The following is a 14822-nucleotide window of genomic DNA, read 5'->3' on the forward strand; positions in this document are numbered from 1 at the left end:
GCCACCAGGAGACCGCCCGTGCGCCGGATCGTCGTCTACACCATCACCTCGCTCGACGGCTCCGTCGACGACCCCAACCGGCTCTTCCCGGCCGAGGTCGATCCCGACCAGCCGCAGCCGCCGACCTTCGACGACGAGCTGGTCGCGCGCGAGACCGCGCTCATCGAGCGGCAGGACGCCGTGCTCCTCGGTCGACACATGTACGACGAGTGGTCGCGCTACTGGCCGACGTCCGACGTGCAGCCCTTCGCCGGCTTCATCAACGGGGTCAAGAAGTTCGTCGTCACCTCCACCCCGCTCACCACCTCGTCCACCGACGCGTGGGGCGACGCCGAGGTCGTCTCGGGTCAGCTCACCGACATCGTCCGGGACCTGAAGGCCTTGCCCGGCAAGGACATCGGCGTCCACGGCAGCATCGAGCTCGCCCAGTCACTGATCGCCGAGGGACTCGTCGACGAGCTGCACCTCGCCGTCGCGCCCGTCGTCGACCCGGAGGGCAGGCGCCTGTTCGAGCGCGCCACCGACCTCCAGCGCCTCGCCCTCGTCAGTGCAACCCCGACGCCGAGCGGCGCCCTGTGGCTCGTGTACCGGCCTAGGGACGCCGACCCGGCGTCCCGTTGACGCGGTAGCCGCGCACCGCCCGCCTCGACTGCGCCGACATGACCGACCGGTCGCTCTGGTGTGAGAGCACCGACAGCCGCGACATGCTCGACAGCAGCGAGGCGGCGCTCATCGACGACCCGATCGACAGGAACGACGCGAACGCGCCCACGCTGCCGATCGACAGGACGGACCCCACGCTCCCGATCGAGAGCACCGACCCGGTCGACCCGATCGACAGGAACGAGTCCCGTGACGCGATGGACCACTTCCCCCCGCGAGACCTAGGCATGGGCCCAGCCTAGGCACGCGTACCCAAATCGGGGGTCGTATGCCGTCAGGGGCACCCCCGCACGTATCACTCCCTGCGCCCGCTCCTCCTCTCCTGCAACGGCGCCGGCCTCCGCTGCACGGGGTGGCCGCCCTCGGAATCCCCGACCGCAGGCCCCTCAGGAGCAACCCGTGAGCAGCACCTTCGCCTTCACCGTCCACCCGCGAGCGCGCCTCGGCGAGGACCTCGCCCGCGTCTGGTCACCGCTCGGCCGCGTGCCGGACCCCGTCTACGACGCCGCGCTCCGCCGACTCCCGCTGCGCCCGGTCTCCATGGCCGGCATCCACATCGGCGGCGAGCGCGTCGGTCACGTCGTGCTCGTGCCCTACGGCGCGCGCCACCTGCTCACCTCTCCCGGCGAAGGCCGAGCCCGCGTTCACCGTGCGGTCGACAAGGCCCGCGCCCTCGGCTGCGACGTCGTGGGGCTCGGCGCCCTGACCGCCACGGTGACCGCGGGCGGGGTCTCGCTCCGGGGCCGCACCGACATCGGCGTGACGAACGGCAACGCCTTCACGGCAGCCATCGTCGACGACCAGGCCCGGCGACTGCTGCGCGATGCCGTCGACCACGCGTCGGACCCCCACGTCGCCGTCGTCGGCGCCACGGGCAGTGTGGGCGCTGCCGTCACCCGGCTCCTCGCCCGGGACCGCGCCGCAGCACGGCTCACGCTCGTCGCCCGCGGGACCGGACGCCTCGACGCGCTCGCCGCCGACGTCGGCCGGCAGGTCCCGACCACGACGGCCACGTCGATGGACGCCGTCGCCGACGCCGACCTCGTCATCCTGCTCACCGCGTCCGCCGACGCCCTCCTCGGGCCGCAGCACCTCGCGCCCGGTGCCGTCGTGCTCGACGCCACCCAGCCGCGCAACACCTCGCCCTCCCTCGTCGACGAGCGACCCGACGTGCTCGTCGTCGACGGCGGCGTCGTCGACATCCCGAGCCTGCGCCTCACCGGAGGCAACATCGGGCTGCCGGACGGACGCTCCTACGCGTGCTTCGCCGAGACCGCGCTGCTCGCCCTCTCGGGCCACCGCGGCCACTTCTCCATCGGCGTCCCGACGCTCGAGCTCGTCGACACGACGCGCAGGATGGCCGCCGACCTCGCCCACCTCGGCTTCCGTGCTGCCGACCCGACGAGCTTCGGCCGCCCGGTCTTCCTCCGCCGCGCCGTCACCCGCACCAGCCCGTCCCTGGCGGTGGCGTCATGACGACCCTCGTCCGCGGCGGCCACCGGGCCCGCCACCGGGTCGTCCTCCTCGGCGGCGGCTACGTCACCCTGCACGCATATGCCGGCCTGATGCGTCACGCCGGACGCGCGGTCCGCCGCGGCGACGTCCAGGTCGTCGTCATCAGCATCGACGACGCGCACAGCTTCCACGGCTTCACGGGAGAGGTGCTGGCCGGGCTGCTGCCCTACGACCGCACCCGCACGCCCCTGGTCGAGGCCATGCCGCACGCCCACGTCGTCCTCGGTCGGGCGACGGCGATCGACCCGGAGCGCCGCCTGGTCCGCTACGAGCTGGTCGACCGGACCGACGAGTCGCCCACCGAGCGGGTCCTCGACTACGACGCGCTCGTCATCGGCACCGGCGGCCGCGAGCCCGCCGCCGCGGTCCCCGGGCTCGCCGAGCACGGCTTCACCCTGCGAGCGCCCGGCGACATCGCCGTCCTGACCGAGCGCATCCGCGATGCGGCGACGCACCGCGGGATCCGCCGGCACACCGTGGTCGTCGCCGGTGGAGGCCTCGCCGGAGTCGAGATGGCTGCCGCCGTCGCCGACCTCGGCGGCGCGCGGGTCCGCGTCGAGCTCGTCCACTCCGGCGACGCGATCCTGCCCGAGCTGCGCGACGACCAGCCGCGCCTGGCCCGCCGGGCCGAGCAGGAGCTCGAGCGCCTCGGCGTCCGGGTGCGGCTGGGCGTGCGCCTCGCCTCGGTGACCGAGGACCTCGCGCACCTCTCCGACGGCACGGCGCTCCCGGCGAGCACCGTCATCGCGACGATCGGCCAGCGGCCAGTGCAGGTCCCCGGGCTCGATGAGCACCGTGACCCGCGCGGCCGGCTCGTGACGCGCCCCGACCTCTCCGTCGTCGACGGCGTCTGGGCCGCCGGAGACGCCGCCTGCGTCGTCCACCCGACACGTGGCGAGCCCGTCCCGGCCAACGCGCTGTGGGCGATCAAGGGCGGCGAGCACGTGGGGCGCAACCTCGCCCGGATGCTTCGCCGTCGCCCGACCCGCCCGTTCGCCTACCGCGGGCTCGGCCAGGCCGCGTCGTTCGGCTTCGGCCGCTCGATCTCCGAGCTCTACGGCCTCCCCTTCACGGGATGGCTCGCCTGGGTGCTGCGCCTGACGTTCTTCCTGCGCTTCATGCCGAGCCGCCGCAAGGCGGCCCAGGTCGTGGGCGACGTCGCCCGCCACGCGGCATACGGCCGCAGCGCTCCCCGCCCGGCACTCGCCGAGCCCGCCGAGCCCGCGGTCGCCGAGCTCGCCACGGCCCAACCCGCCTAGACCGCTCGGGAACGGATGACGGGACGTACCCTTGGCGTCCTGCACGGCGCCCTCGCGTATGCCGTGCCGTCCCGTCAGGCGTCCCGTGCCGTCGCGCACCGGGCAGCTGTCGAGAAGCGCGCGCGCCGTTCGACGTGAGGGCATGACGACCACTCCAGGAGACCGCTTGAGCACCCAGCCCGCCGCCGGCCCCACGGGCCCGGCGTCCTACTTCCCGTCGATCGAGAAGAACTACGGCCGGCCCGTGGACCACTGGATCGGCCTCGTCCGCGAGCAGCAGGCCGCCGGCACGGTCAGGCACGGCGAGCTCGTCACGTGGCTCAAGACCGAGCACGGCATGGGGCACGGCCACGCGAACGCCGTCGTCGCCCACACCCTCGGCCTCGTGAAGGCGGGCGTGTGACCGAGCCGCTGCACGCCACGGAGCCCATCCACGTGACCGAGACGCGTGCGGCCTACGACACCGTGGCGGTCGACTACGCGCGGTTGCTCGAGGGCGAGCTCGCGCGCAGCCCGCTCGACCGGGCGCTGCTCGGGCACTTCGCCGAGCTCGTCACCCTCGAGGGCGGCGGTCCGGTCGTCGACGTCGGCTGCGGGCCTGGTCGCATCACCGGGCACCTGGCCACGCTCGGCCTCGACGTCAGCGGGATCGACCTCTCGCCGGGGATGGTCGCGGAGGCACGGCGGCGCCACCCCGACATCGACTTCCGCACCGGCAGCCTCGCCGGGCTCGGCCTCGCCGAGGGTTCCGTGGCGGGAGTCGTCGCGTGGTACTCGGTCATCCACACCCCTCCCGCCCTGCTACCCGAGGTCATCGCCGAGCTGCACCGCGTCATCCGACCGAACGGCCTGTTGCTGCTGGCCTTCCAGGCGGGCGGCTTCTCGGTGCGGCACGAGCGGGCCTACGGCCACGAGGTGACCTTCGAGGCGCACCGGCACGACGCCGACGACGTGACGTCGCAGCTGGTCGATGCCGGCTTCCGCGTCACCGTCCGCACCGAGCGGGCGAGGCAGGGCCAGGAGAAGACACCGCAGGCCTTCCTCCTCGCCCGCCGGGGCCCATTCGAGGACTGAGGCGCCGCTGCCGTCAGCCGGTGTGGCGTGCCGCGAGCGCCCGGGCGATCCGCTCGATGAGGTCGTAGGGCACGCCGTCGGCGTAGAAGAACTGCACCGTGTCCTTCTTCGCCCGGTGCGGCGCCACCTCAGCCTCGAGGTCCGGGTCGAGCTCTCCGACGGGGTAGAGCCCGATGTGCTTCTTCCACCCCGCGAAGTGGATGCCGTAGCGACCGGTGAACATGACTGCCGGCATGCCGTAGCGAATCTTCTCCTCGCCGCCCGGCACCGCCCGCCGGAGCGCGGCCCGTACCTGCTCAAGCACCTCCCGCTGCCCCTCGGGGAAGCCGTCGACGTATGCCGTCACGGTCGTCGGCACAGCCGTGGCCTTCGTCGTGGATGCCCTCTCGACCTCGCTCATCGGTCCCCCTCGTCGTCGCAGCCCTGACCCTTGCCAGTGTGACGGACGGCGGGTCCGGGGGCCGTGGTCGATTCGCCGGACAGTCGCCTGCGGATCGCCTACGGTGAGCCGATCATCAGGGGACCAGGGAGCAGGATGCGCAGCCGCAGGGCCAACGGACTCGTCACGATCGCCGCCCTCGTGGCCCTGGCCGCGGTCGGCGGCAACGCGGCACGAGGTTCCGGCGACGTCACGCTCGCCGGCGCCGGCTCGGCGCCCGTCGTCGCGATCACCCGCACCCCGGCACCGACGAATGCCCGGACGAGTGCGTCGGCGGCCGCGACCACGCAAGCGGCAAGGCCACAGGCGGGGACGTCTGCCGCCGCCTCGACCTGGGCCGTGACGAAGGTCGTGGACGGCGACACCATCTGGGCGTCCCGGGACGGCGTGACCCGCAAGATCCGGTTCATCGGCATCGACACCCCGGAGACGGGCCAGTGCGGCTTCACCGAGGCCCGCAACGCCCTGCGCGGCATCATCGGCGGTCAGCGGGTCACCCTCACGCCCGGCGCCCGGGACGACGTCGACCGCTACGGCCGCCTGCTGCGCTACGTCGACGTGAACGGCGTCGACGCCGGCCTGCGCCTCGTCAAGCAGGGGTATGGCGTCGCCCGCTACGACTCGCGCGACGGCTACGGTTACCATCCGCGCGAGGCGGCCTACGTGCGCGCGGACGCCGGGAGCCCGAAGGCGGCGTGTGCCGCTCCCGGCTCGAGCGGAACCTCCGGGTCGACAGGCACCACGGGGTCGACGGGCACCAACGGCGGCGTCGGCCTCTCCGGGTCCTGGCCGCAGGCCGGCGACAGGTACCCGTGCCCCCGGTCCCGCCCGGTCAAGGGCAACGAGAGCTCGATGATCGCCCACGAGCCGACCGACCGGTACTACGACATCACGAAGCCCGAGCAGTGCTTCGCGACGATGAGCGACGCCGAGGCCGCCGGCTTCCGTCCCGCCAAGGTCTGACCGCCGCGCGGCGCCTCCACTCGCCCCCCCCACCGTGTCCGCAACACACCGGGCATTCGCCAACCGGGGCGGTTGCAACCGGCTCGGGCTGACGGTTTCCTGGTGTGTTGCGGGGCAGCGGGCACCGGCGCCGGAGGTCAGTCGCCGAGACCGAGGATGCAGGCGGTGCCGACGTCGACGAAGCCCACCCGGCGGTAGATGTCGGCGGCAGCATCCGACCCCGCTGACAGGAAGACGACCTCGACGCCCCGCTCCCGGCACGCTGCGACGAGGGTGCTCGTGATCGCCGTGCCGTGGCCGCGGCCGCGGTGCCCCGGCGGCACGGCGATGCCCATGAGCTCGGCGACGTCGCCACGGGGAGCCGCCGACCCCGCGCCGCAGAGGCGGTTGCCCTCGAACGAGGCCACGACGACGAGGTCGCCGCGCTCCATCAGCTCGGGCTGCCTGCCCGGGTCCTTGGGCTCCACCTCGTCGTGCCCGGCGAACCCCGCCGACACCGAGCCGAGAGCCAGCGACAGGTGCGGCTCGGCCGGGTTCAGCGCGCGCGCCCGCGGGTCAGCGACCACCGCGACGTCCGGCGGCATGACGAGCAGCGGGTAGCGGTGCGGCTCGTGGCCGGCCGCCCGGACCGCAGGCAGCAGCGACGGCGTCACCTCGTCGACCCACTCGATGGCCCGTGGCAACCCGAGGGCCTGCTGGCGCTCGAGCACTCGGCCCACGTCATCGGCGGTGAAGCCGGCCCGGACGCCGCGGCGAGGCCGGGCGTAGAACTGCCACCCGGTGCCCTCGTCGGCGACGAAGAGCGTGAACGGCCCGACCTCCTCCACCGTCGCGACGGCGCGCGGGACGCAGTCGTAGTACGCCTCGATGCGGTCCAGCCGCGCGTCGTGAGCTCGCCCCATGGCGCCACGATGACAGCGTGCGACCCTTGCGGGCGACCGAATTGCCGCCCTCAGCGCCGTCCGCGGCGGGTGCGGAGGTAGTCGGCCACGACGTACTCGCCCAGCCGTGCGATGTCGGGCGTGAAGACGCGCCCACCCGCGCGCCGGGCGACCGCGTCGACGAAGCGCGCCAGCCCCGGGTCGTCGCCGAGCATGAAGATGTTGAGCTGGGCGCCGGACCGTCGCAGCTCGTCGACCTGGGCCACCGTCGCGCGCACCGTCTCCTGGGTGGCCGGCCAGTGGAACGTCGGCCGCCCGTCGACCTCGAGGTGCGCCGTCGGCTCGCCGTCGGTGACGACGAGCACGACCGGCTCGGCGTCGGGGTGGCGCCGCAGGTGGCGCGAGGCGAGCATCAGCGCGTGCTGGAGGTTGGTGCCCTGCACCCACTCGGGCTCGGCCTCGGCCAGCTCGACGGGGGTCAGGCGCCGCGCCGCGAGGTTGAAGCCGATGATCTGCAGCGCGTCGTGCCGGAACCGGGTCTGCACGAGGTGCGAGAGCGCGAGCGCGGTCTGCTTCATCGGCCCCCACCGCCCCTCCTGCAGCATCGAGAACGACATGTCGACGCACAGCGCGACCGCGGCCACCGCGCGCCGCTCCGTCTCGGCCACCTCGAAGTCCTCGACGAGCAGCTCCACCCCACCGCTTCGGTATGCCGTGTGCCCGGCCCCCTTCGCAAGGGGCCCGCCCGACGTGGCGGGGTCACCGACCGTGGCCGTCGAGTGGTCGGGTCCCCCGGCTCGGGCCTGGCGTTGCAGGGCGTTCGAGACGGTGCGCACCGTGTCGATGGGCAGCTCGTCGCCGAACTCCCACTGGCGGCTCAGCCCGGTCAGCTCGTCGGCCTGCCCGGCTGCGCGGTCGTCGTGGTCGCCGCGTCCGGCCGCCTCGACCCGCTCGAAGACCCGCTTGAGCGCCGTCTCCCCGAGACGCCGCACGGCCCGGGGCGTGAGGCGCAGGCCGTCGTCGCCGCGCGAGACATAGCCCTGCCGTTCGAGCTCGCGCTCCAGCTGGCGCAGGGCCTCCATGTCGCGGGCGGCGTCGGCACCGAGGTACTGCTCGAGCCGTTCGACGTCGACGTCGTCGAGGGTCGCCCCGAAGTAGCCCTGTCCGAGCTGCTCGCCGAGCTGCTCGAGGTCGGCGAGCTCGGCCACCGCCCCGACGGCGTCGCCGTAGCCCATCGGCTCGCCGCCCTGACCCTGTTGCACCGGACTGCGCCGGTCGAGGCCGGGCCGCAGCGCCCGGAGGTTGTCGGACAGCTGCGCCATCTGCGAGGCGAGGTCGGGGTCACCGAGCGCATCGGACATGAGCTGTCCGAGCTGCTCGCGCTGCTCCGGGGTCAGCGAGGCCATCAGCCGGTCGGCCGCGGCCTGGCGCCGGGCAAGGGCGTCGATGAGCTCGTCGACGTTCTCCGGCTGCTCGGGGAAGAGGTCGCCGTGCTTGTCCATGAAGTCGCGGAACTGGTCCTCGGTGTCCTCACCGCGCGCGTGGGCGGCGAGCAGCCGGTTGAGGTCGGCGAGCATGTCCTTGACGGCCTGCATCGCCTGCGGGTCGTTGCCCGACAGCGCCTGCTTGAGCCCCTCGAACTGCGCACCGACGACCTCGCGCTGGAGCAGCTGCTGGATCTGCTCGTAGGTCTGCCTCGCCTCGGGCGAGTGCCACTCGTAGTCGCCGAGCGCTCGCACGGCGCCGGCGACGTCGTCGGGGATCGTCGCGAGGTCCATCTCCGCGAGCCGTGCGTCGTCACCGGACTCGCCGGCGAGGGCATCGCGCTCCTCGGCGAGCGCCTGGTCGAGCATCGCCCGCACCTGGTCGAGCGTGCCGCCGAGGTCACCACGCCGGCGGGCTGCCTCCCGCAGCCGGCGGACATGCTCGGCGAGGTCGTCGAGGCCGCGGCGCCCGTCCATGCCCCGGCGCAGCAGCTCGCGCAGCGACTCCCGCAGCGAGCCACCCGCCAGGACGTCCTGACCGACCTCGTCGAGCGCCGACCGGACGTCGAAGGGCGGCGCGAGCGGGTCCGGGCCGCCGTGCCAGGGGGTGTAGCGGAACCGCCCGTGCACGTCACCGCCGTCGCCCGGTCCTCTGGGTGTCATCGGGCTCACCGCCCCGCCCGAGCCGGCGCCCCCGGCAACACACCGAGCAACCGCCAACCACCGGTGGCTACAACCGCAGGAGCTGGCGGTTGCTCGGTGTGTTGCGGAGGAGGGGGCGCGGAGGTGGGGGTGTGGTGGGGCATGGGTCAGGCTCCGTAGACGGTGCGGCCGGCGACGGAATCCTTGTCGATGCGGCGCGTCAGGTGCAGCCCCTCGAGGACGAACTCGATGGCGGCCGCGACCTGACCCGGCGTCGCGTCGTCGCCGTGTCCGAGCCGGTCGAGCACCTTGGACAGCCCCGACACCGGGCCCACCTGGGCCAGCAGGTCGGAGCCCGGCACGAGCTCCCCGGTCTCGACGACGGCGCCCTCGGCGAAGAGGTTGGTGAAGCCGGTCAGGTCGAGGCCCGACAGCCGCGCGCGGTAGGTCTCGGCGACGGCGAGGCGCAGCAGGTGCGTCAGCACGTCGCGCTCACGGCCCTCCTCGCCCATCTCGAACTCGACCTTGCCGAGGAGGGTGGGCACGACGGTGGGGACGTCGCAGACGCGCGCGACGGCATACGCCTCCCCCGACCGGGCGGCGCGGCGCAGCGCGGAGCCGGCCACGCCCTCGGCCGCCGCGATGGCGAACCGCGCCGAGACACCCGACCGCTGGTCCACGGCGGAGGACTCCCGCAGACCCCGGGTGAAGCGCGCGATGACCTCGAGGAGGTGCTCGGGCACGTCGGCGACGAGCGCGGACTCCTGCGCGATGAGGGCGATCTCGTCGCTCACCTCGGACGGGTAGTGCGTGCGGATCTCGGCGCCGAAGCGGTCCTTGAGCGGCGTGATGATGCGACCGCGGTTGGTGTAGTCCTCGGGGTTGGCCGTGGCGACGAGCAGGATGTCGAGCGGCAGGCGCAGCGAGTAGCCGCGGATCTGGATGTCACGCTCCTCGAGCACGTTGAAGAGCGCGACCTGGATGCGCTCGGCGAGGTCGGGCAGCTCGTTGAGGCCGAAGATGCCGCGGTTGCTGCGCGGCACGAGGCCGTAGTGCACCGTCTCCGGGTCGCCCAGCGTGCGGCCCTGCGCCACCTTGACCGGGTCGACGTCGCCGACGAGGTCACCGACGCTCGTGTCGGGCGTCGCGAGCTTCTCGGTGTAGCGCTCGCTACGGTGGCGCCACACGACGGGCAGGTCCTCGCCGAGCTCGGCGGTCAGCCGCCGGCAGCGCACGCACGACGGCTGGTGCGGGTCGTCGCCGATCTCGCAGCCCTCGACAACGGGGCTCCACTCGTCGAGCAGCCCCGCGAGCGTGCGCATGAGCCGGGTCTTGCCCTGGCCGCGCTCGCCGAGCAGCACGAGGTCGTGGCCCGCGAGCAGCGCCGTCTCGAGCTCGGGCAGGACGGTGTCGTCGAAGCCGACCATCCCCGGGAACGCGTCCTCACCCGCCCGCAGCCGGGCCAGCAGGTTCTCGCGGAGCTCGCTCTTGACGCTGCGGTGCACGTGGCCGGTGGCGCGCAGCTCGCCGAGGGTGGTGGCACCGGTGTCGGGGTGGGTCATTGCCTCACGCTACGTCCGACGCCCGACGGTGTCGAAGGGTGCGTCCAGGGCTGGTCTCCTTGCATATGCCGTATGCCGTGTGCCCGCGTCCCCGGCCTCAGCCTGCCGACGACTCGGCGCGGTCGCCGGCCCAGTCGGTGTGGAAGCTGCCCTTGCGGTCGATGCGCGTGTAGGTGTGCGCGCCGAAGTTGTCGCGCAGCGCCTGGATGAGCGCGGCTGGCAGCCGGTCGCGGCGCAGCGCGTCGAAGTAGGAGAGCGACGACGCGAACGCCGGCGCGGGCACGCCCCGCTCGGCCGACACGGCCACGACGCGGCGCCAGGCCTGCACGCCCTCGCTGATCGCGTCGGCGAACCACGGCGCGGTCAGCAGCGTCTCGAGGTCGGGCTCGGCGGCATACGCCTCCTTGATCCGGTCGAGGAAGCGGGCGCGGATGATGCAGCCGCCGCGCCAGATCGTCGCGACCTCACCGAGGTCGAGGTCCCAGCCGTGCTCCGTGGAGCCGGCGGCGAGCTGGTCGAAGCCCTGGGCGTAGGCGACGATCTTGGAGGCGTAGAGCGCGGCGCGGACGTCGTCGACGAAGGCGTCGCGCTCGACCTGGCGCTGCGTGGACGGGTCGAGGTCGGCCAGGTCGGCGAAGGTCGAGCGGACGGCGGCGCGCTGGCTCGTGTGACCCGAGAGGCTGCGGGCGAAGGTCGCCTCGGCGATGCCCGTGACGGGGACGCCCAGGTCGAGGGCGCTCTGCACGGTCCAGCGTCCGGTGCCCTTCTGCTCGGCCGCGTCACCGACGACGTCGACGAACGGCTTGCCGGTCGAGGCGTCCGTGTGGGCGAGCACGTCGGCCGTCATCTCGATGAGGAAGGACTCGAGGTCGCCCTCGTTCCACTCGCGGAAGACGTCGGCGATCTCGGCGGGCTCGAGCCCGAGGACGCTGCGGAGCAGATCGAAGGACTCGGCGATGAGCTGCATGTCGGCGTACTCGATGCCGTTGTGGACCATCTTGACGAAGTGTCCCGCGGCGTCGGGCCCGAGGTGCGCGGCACACGGGGTGCCGTCGACCTGGGCGGCGATGGACTCGACGACCGGCGCGAGGCGCTCGTAGGCGTGGTCCGAGCCGCCGACCATGATCGACGGGCCGTTCAGCGCGCCCTCCTCACCGCCCGAGACGCCCATGCCGACGAAGTGGATCCCCTGGTCGGAGAGGGCCTTCTCGCGCCGGAGCGTGTCGGCGAAGTGCGCGTTGCCGGCGTCGACGACGATGTCGCCCTCGTCGAGCAGGGGCACGAGCTCGTCGATGACGGCGTCGGTCGGGGCGCCGGCCTTGACCATGACGATGATGGCTCGCGGCTTCTGGATCGCGGCCACGAAGTCCTCGACAGTCTCGGCCCCGACGAAGTCGCCCTCGTCGCCGAACTGCTCGACGAGGCTCGTCATGCGCGAGGTCGTGCGGTTGTGGACCGCCACAGTGTGGCCGTGTCGGGCGATGTTGCGGGCGAGGTTGCGGCCCATCGTCGCGAGGCCGGTGACGCCGATCGTTGCGCGTGTCTCCATGAGGAGAGCAACCTCCTCGGCGACCGGTGCATTCCGTGCTGTCCACCCTCGGCGACCGACCGGCCCTGACGCACGCGGCTGGATGCGGTTGGGTGGGGCCATGGACCCAGACGTGCAGCGGCGGATCGGTGAGCTGGTCGCCGAGCTGTCGGCAGGGCTGCCCGGCGCCGATGACGACGTGCGGACGGCGGCGGCCGAGAGCGTCGCGGCGCTGCGCCGGCTCGCGGACGTCCTCGAGCGGCCGGCAGGCGCGGGCACGAGCGACGGCAGACCTGCTCCGGTCGAGGTGGTCGTGCCGGTCCTCGGCGTCGACGGCTGCTCGGCGGGCTGGGTCGGGGCGCTGCTCGAGCCGGGGGCTCCGCGCCCGCGCATCGTCGTGGCGCCGACGATCGCTGAGCTCGTCGCCATGGTGCGGGAGTCGACCGGCATCCGCGTAGTCGGCATCGACATCCCGATCGGCCTGCCCGACAGCACGATCCGTGAGGCCGACGTCCTCGCCCGCCGCGCGCTCCCCGGCAAGGCGTCGTCGATCTTCTCGACGCTGACGCGCTCCGCGTATGCCGCAGCCACGCGTCTCGAGGCCGACACCGTCAACCGCGGCCTCGTCGGCCAGGGCGTCGGCGCGCAGGCCTTTGCCCTGCGCGACAAGATCGTCGAGGTCGACGCCTGGCTGCGCACCCGCCCGACCGTCACCGTCCTCGAGATCCACCCCGAGGTCTCGTTCGCGGCCATGACCGGCGCCCCGATCCTCGCGAGCAAGAAGACCGACGAGGGCCGCGACCAGCGCCTCGCGGCCCTCGAGGCGGCCGGACTCCCGCGGCCGTCCGTCCTCCAGGGCTCGGGGTATGCCGTCGACGACGTGCTCGACGCCTGTGCCGTCGCGTGGTCGGCCGCCCGGCACACCATCGGCCTGGCGCGGTCGCTGCCCGACCCGCCCGAGGTCTTCTCGGACGGCATCCCGGCCGCGATCTGGGCCTGAGCGCGGCCAGTCGCGGCAGGGCCCGAGGATGGGTGCCATGCGCATCACGGTGGACGACCTCACCGACCCTGTCGACACCGCCGTGGTCGACCTGCTCGACGAGCACGTGTCCCAGCTGCGGTCGATCTCGCCGCCGGAGAGCACACACGCCCTCGACCTCGACAGGCTGCGAGCGCCGGGCATCACGTTCTGGGTGGCCCGTGACGGCGACGAGGTGCTCGGCTGTGGGGCCCTGACCGAGGTCGAGCCCGGGCACGGCGAGGTCAAGTCGATGCGCACCGCCCCGACGGCCCAGCGCCGCGGCGTCGGGCGCGCGGTACTGGGCGAGATCCTCGCCGAGGCTCGGCGCCGACGGCTGGCACAGGTCAGCCTCGAGACCGGCTCGGACGACTTCTTCGCGCCGGCCCGCGCGCTCTACGCCGCGCACGGCTTCACCGAGTGCGGCCCGTTCGGCTCCTACGGCCTCGACCCGCACAGCACCTTCATGACCCTCGAGCTCTGAGCCGGCCCTGCCGACGACCGTCGCCGTGAGTGCACTGGGTGGGGTCAGGACCCCGCCCAGTGCACACGCCCTCTGCCGGGAGTGCGCAGTGGGGTGGGTCCTCAGCCGGTGACGGCGACCCGGAGGGCTCCGGCGGTCGCGTCCCAGCCGGGCTGGGTCGGGTGCACGAACTCGGCGGTGTCGCGGCCGGGCGTGCCGACCGGGACGAGCCAGGCCTTGGAGTTGTCGGCGACGACGTGCGGGTCGAGCCCGTGGACGCGGCCACCCCACGCGGCCTTGACGGTGTCGACGAAGTGGAAGTGGTCGGCGCCGGGCTCCGCGTTGAGCGCGGCGACGCCCCGCGCCTGGAGGTCGTCACCGAGCCGCTGGAGGTCGTTCAGGGCCGCGCCGGCGTCGTAGACGGGCGCGGCCTCGGGGATGCCGTAGCTCTCGGTGTTGATGAGGAAGGGGTAGCTGAGCAGGTAGACCTGCGCGTGGCCGCCGGACCTCTGCTCCACGGCGCGCAGGGCGTCCTTGGTGCGCTCGACCATCTGCGGCGCCTTCGCGGAGGCTGCGTCCAGGGCCTGCTTGCAGCTCGACGGGTCGCGCAGGGTCAGGCAGTCGACGACGATCGTGGAGAAGCCGATGTCGTTGCCGCCGATGGTGACGAAGACGTAGTCCGTGGCGGGCGTGACCGAGTCGATCTGCGCCCGCGTCACGAGCTGGCACGAGACGGTGCCGGTGTAGAGGCTGCCCGCGCCGGCGCCCGCGACGAACGTGTACGTGTAGGAGAAGTCGGGCTGCGCCGGCACCCCGCAGAGGCGCTCGGTCTGGGCACGCCGCAGCCACTCGGCCTTCTGGTCCGGGTAGCGCGCGGGATCGATGGAGTAGGTCGCCGTCCTCGTGAAGGCGCTGCCCAGGTCACGCGGCTCGAGGATGTCGGCGACGACCCCGCCGCTGCACGCCGCGTCCGTGTAGGTGGCGCCGATCGAGGCAGCGACCTGCGAGCCGTAGTTGTCCGGGGAGCGGTAGCAGCTGCGCTCCTCGTAGGTGCCCGTGCCGTTCCCGGCCGAGTAGGAGTCGCCGAGCTGGACCACGTGAGGGGCCGTGGTCGCCGCGGCCTCGGGCGCCGCCGATGCGACGGTCGCGGCGGCACCGAGCGCCGCGACGAGGGCGAGAGCAGCGCGGGCGAGCCGGGTGGTGGGGCTGGTCGGGCGGGAACGGGGCACGGCGGGACTCCTTCGTCCGGTGTCGGTCTCGGAGGAGAACGAGGCCGCCACCGGCGAGGTCACGCGGGCCGCGGGCGGTGAACGCAGCCCTACGGGCGGAGG

At 73.5% G+C, this 14822-nt stretch carries 15 protein-coding genes; 8 read left to right on the forward strand and 7 right to left on the reverse strand.

Going from position 1 to position 14822, the window contains the following annotated elements; translation table 11 throughout:
• The first annotated feature begins 18 nt into the window (after positions 1-18).
• Complete coding sequence (locus tag ABD831_RS04840) at positions 19-621, forward strand: dihydrofolate reductase family protein (RefSeq protein WP_344942330.1); 603 nt, start codon at positions 19-21, stop codon at positions 619-621.
• Here ABD831_RS04840 and ABD831_RS04845 read toward each other — a convergent pair.
• Positions 593-892, reverse strand: a complete 300-nt coding sequence (locus ABD831_RS04845) for a hypothetical protein (protein ID WP_344942333.1) — start codon at positions 890-892, stop codon at positions 593-595. The genes ABD831_RS04840 and ABD831_RS04845 overlap by 29 nt on opposite strands.
• Positions 893-1062: 170 nt before the next feature.
• Between ABD831_RS04845 and ABD831_RS04850 the strand changes: the two genes are divergently transcribed.
• From ABD831_RS04850 to ABD831_RS04865, 4 genes are all read left to right on the forward strand, one after another.
• Positions 1063-2139: a semialdehyde dehydrogenase gene (locus ABD831_RS04850; protein WP_344942336.1), complete on the forward strand. Its 1077-nt coding sequence runs from the start codon at positions 1063-1065 to the stop codon at positions 2137-2139.
• Entirely contained in the window at positions 2136-3437 is a 1302-nt protein-coding gene (locus tag ABD831_RS04855) for an NAD(P)/FAD-dependent oxidoreductase (protein ID WP_344942338.1), read from the forward strand. The genes ABD831_RS04850 and ABD831_RS04855 overlap by 4 nt, the downstream gene beginning before the upstream one ends.
• A gap of 142 nt (positions 3438-3579) precedes the next feature.
• Positions 3580-3840 carry a DUF4287 domain-containing protein gene (locus tag ABD831_RS04860; RefSeq protein WP_425582777.1) on the forward strand — a complete coding sequence of 87 codons (261 nt, stop codon included), beginning with the start codon at positions 3580-3582 and terminating at the stop codon, positions 3838-3840.
• Positions 3837-4511, forward strand: a complete 675-nt coding sequence (locus ABD831_RS04865) for a class I SAM-dependent DNA methyltransferase (RefSeq protein ID WP_344942344.1) — start codon at positions 3837-3839, stop codon at positions 4509-4511. The genes ABD831_RS04860 and ABD831_RS04865 overlap by 4 nt, the downstream gene beginning before the upstream one ends.
• Positions 4512-4524: 13 nt before the next feature.
• On the opposite strand, the gene ABD831_RS04870 is transcribed toward ABD831_RS04865, so the two are convergent.
• On the reverse strand, positions 4525-4911 hold the full coding sequence (locus ABD831_RS04870) for an iron chaperone (RefSeq protein WP_344942347.1): 387 nt from the start codon (positions 4909-4911) through the stop codon (positions 4525-4527).
• A 135-nt stretch (positions 4912-5046) separates the two neighbouring features.
• On the opposite strand from ABD831_RS04870, the gene ABD831_RS04875 reads away from it, so the two are divergent.
• The gene (locus ABD831_RS04875) at positions 5047-5913 is read left to right on the forward strand and encodes a thermonuclease family protein (protein WP_344942349.1); all 867 of its coding nucleotides are present in this window, start codon (positions 5047-5049) and stop codon (positions 5911-5913) included.
• A 137-nt stretch (positions 5914-6050) separates the two neighbouring features.
• On the opposite strand, the gene ABD831_RS04880 is transcribed toward ABD831_RS04875, so the two are convergent.
• The 4 genes from ABD831_RS04880 to gndA form a co-directional block, all read right to left on the reverse strand.
• Entirely contained in the window at positions 6051-6815 is a 765-nt protein-coding gene (locus tag ABD831_RS04880; protein ID WP_344942352.1) for a GNAT family N-acetyltransferase, read from the reverse strand.
• A 50-nt stretch (positions 6816-6865) separates the two neighbouring features.
• Entirely contained in the window at positions 6866-8941 is a 2076-nt protein-coding gene (locus tag ABD831_RS04885) for a VWA domain-containing protein (RefSeq protein WP_344942355.1), read from the reverse strand.
• A gap of 146 nt (positions 8942-9087) precedes the next feature.
• The gene (locus ABD831_RS04890) at positions 9088-10482 is read right to left on the reverse strand and encodes a sigma 54-interacting transcriptional regulator (protein WP_142175588.1); all 1395 of its coding nucleotides are present in this window, start codon (positions 10480-10482) and stop codon (positions 9088-9090) included.
• Positions 10483-10579: 97 nt separating this feature from the next.
• Positions 10580-12031 (reverse strand): NADP-dependent phosphogluconate dehydrogenase, encoded by a 1452-nt coding sequence (gene gndA, locus ABD831_RS04895; RefSeq protein ID WP_344942360.1) that lies wholly within the window; start codon positions 12029-12031, stop codon positions 10580-10582.
• Between the two features lie 100 nt (positions 12032-12131).
• Between gndA and ABD831_RS04900 the strand changes: the two genes are divergently transcribed.
• Both ABD831_RS04900 and ABD831_RS04905 read left to right on the forward strand, forming a co-directional pair.
• A complete protein-coding gene (locus ABD831_RS04900; RefSeq protein WP_344942363.1) occupies positions 12132-13010 on the forward strand; it encodes a DUF429 domain-containing protein in 879 nt (292 codons plus the stop codon).
• A 37-nt stretch (positions 13011-13047) separates the two neighbouring features.
• The gene (locus tag ABD831_RS04905; protein ID WP_344942366.1) at positions 13048-13512 is read left to right on the forward strand and encodes a GNAT family N-acetyltransferase; all 465 of its coding nucleotides are present in this window, start codon (positions 13048-13050) and stop codon (positions 13510-13512) included.
• Between the two features lie 101 nt (positions 13513-13613).
• Here the strand turns inward: ABD831_RS04905 and ABD831_RS04910 are convergent, their stop codons facing one another.
• Positions 13614-14720 carry an SGNH/GDSL hydrolase family protein gene (locus ABD831_RS04910; RefSeq protein WP_344942369.1) on the reverse strand — a complete coding sequence of 369 codons (1107 nt, stop codon included), beginning with the start codon at positions 14718-14720 and terminating at the stop codon, positions 13614-13616.
• Positions 14721-14822: the final 102 nt, after the last annotated feature.

Source organism: Terrabacter ginsenosidimutans, assembly GCF_039539425.1.
Classification (GTDB): Bacteria; Actinomycetota; Actinomycetes; order Actinomycetales; family Dermatophilaceae; genus Terrabacter; species Terrabacter ginsenosidimutans.

Bases quoted from the DNA above. Each gene is read 5' to 3' on its own strand.
- ABD831_RS04845 (WP_344942333.1), bottom strand. From the start codon at position 892: ATGCCTAGGTCTCGCGGGGGGAAGTGGTCCATCGCGTCACGGGACTCG.
- ABD831_RS04855 (WP_344942338.1), top strand. From the start codon at position 2,136: ATGACGACCCTCGTCCGCGGCGGCCACCGGGCCCGCCACCGGGTCGTC.
- ABD831_RS04860 (WP_425582777.1), top strand. From the start codon at position 3,580: ATGACGACCACTCCAGGAGACCGCTTGAGCACCCAGCCCGCCGCCGGC.
- ABD831_RS04870 (WP_344942347.1), bottom strand. From the start codon at position 4,911: ATGAGCGAGGTCGAGAGGGCATCCACGACGAAGGCCACGGCTGTGCCG.
- ABD831_RS04875 (WP_344942349.1), top strand. From the start codon at position 5,047: ATGCGCAGCCGCAGGGCCAACGGACTCGTCACGATCGCCGCCCTCGTG.
- ABD831_RS04880 (WP_344942352.1), bottom strand. From the start codon at position 6,815: ATGGGGCGAGCTCACGACGCGCGGCTGGACCGCATCGAGGCGTACTAC.
- ABD831_RS04885 (WP_344942355.1), bottom strand. From the start codon at position 8,941: ATGACACCCAGAGGACCGGGCGACGGCGGTGACGTGCACGGGCGGTTC.
- ABD831_RS04890 (WP_142175588.1), bottom strand. From the start codon at position 10,482: ATGACCCACCCCGACACCGGTGCCACCACCCTCGGCGAGCTGCGCGCC.
- gndA (WP_344942360.1), bottom strand. From the start codon at position 12,031: ATGGAGACACGCGCAACGATCGGCGTCACCGGCCTCGCGACGATGGGC.
- ABD831_RS04900 (WP_344942363.1), top strand. From the start codon at position 12,132: ATGGACCCAGACGTGCAGCGGCGGATCGGTGAGCTGGTCGCCGAGCTG.
- ABD831_RS04905 (WP_344942366.1), top strand. From the start codon at position 13,048: ATGCGCATCACGGTGGACGACCTCACCGACCCTGTCGACACCGCCGTG.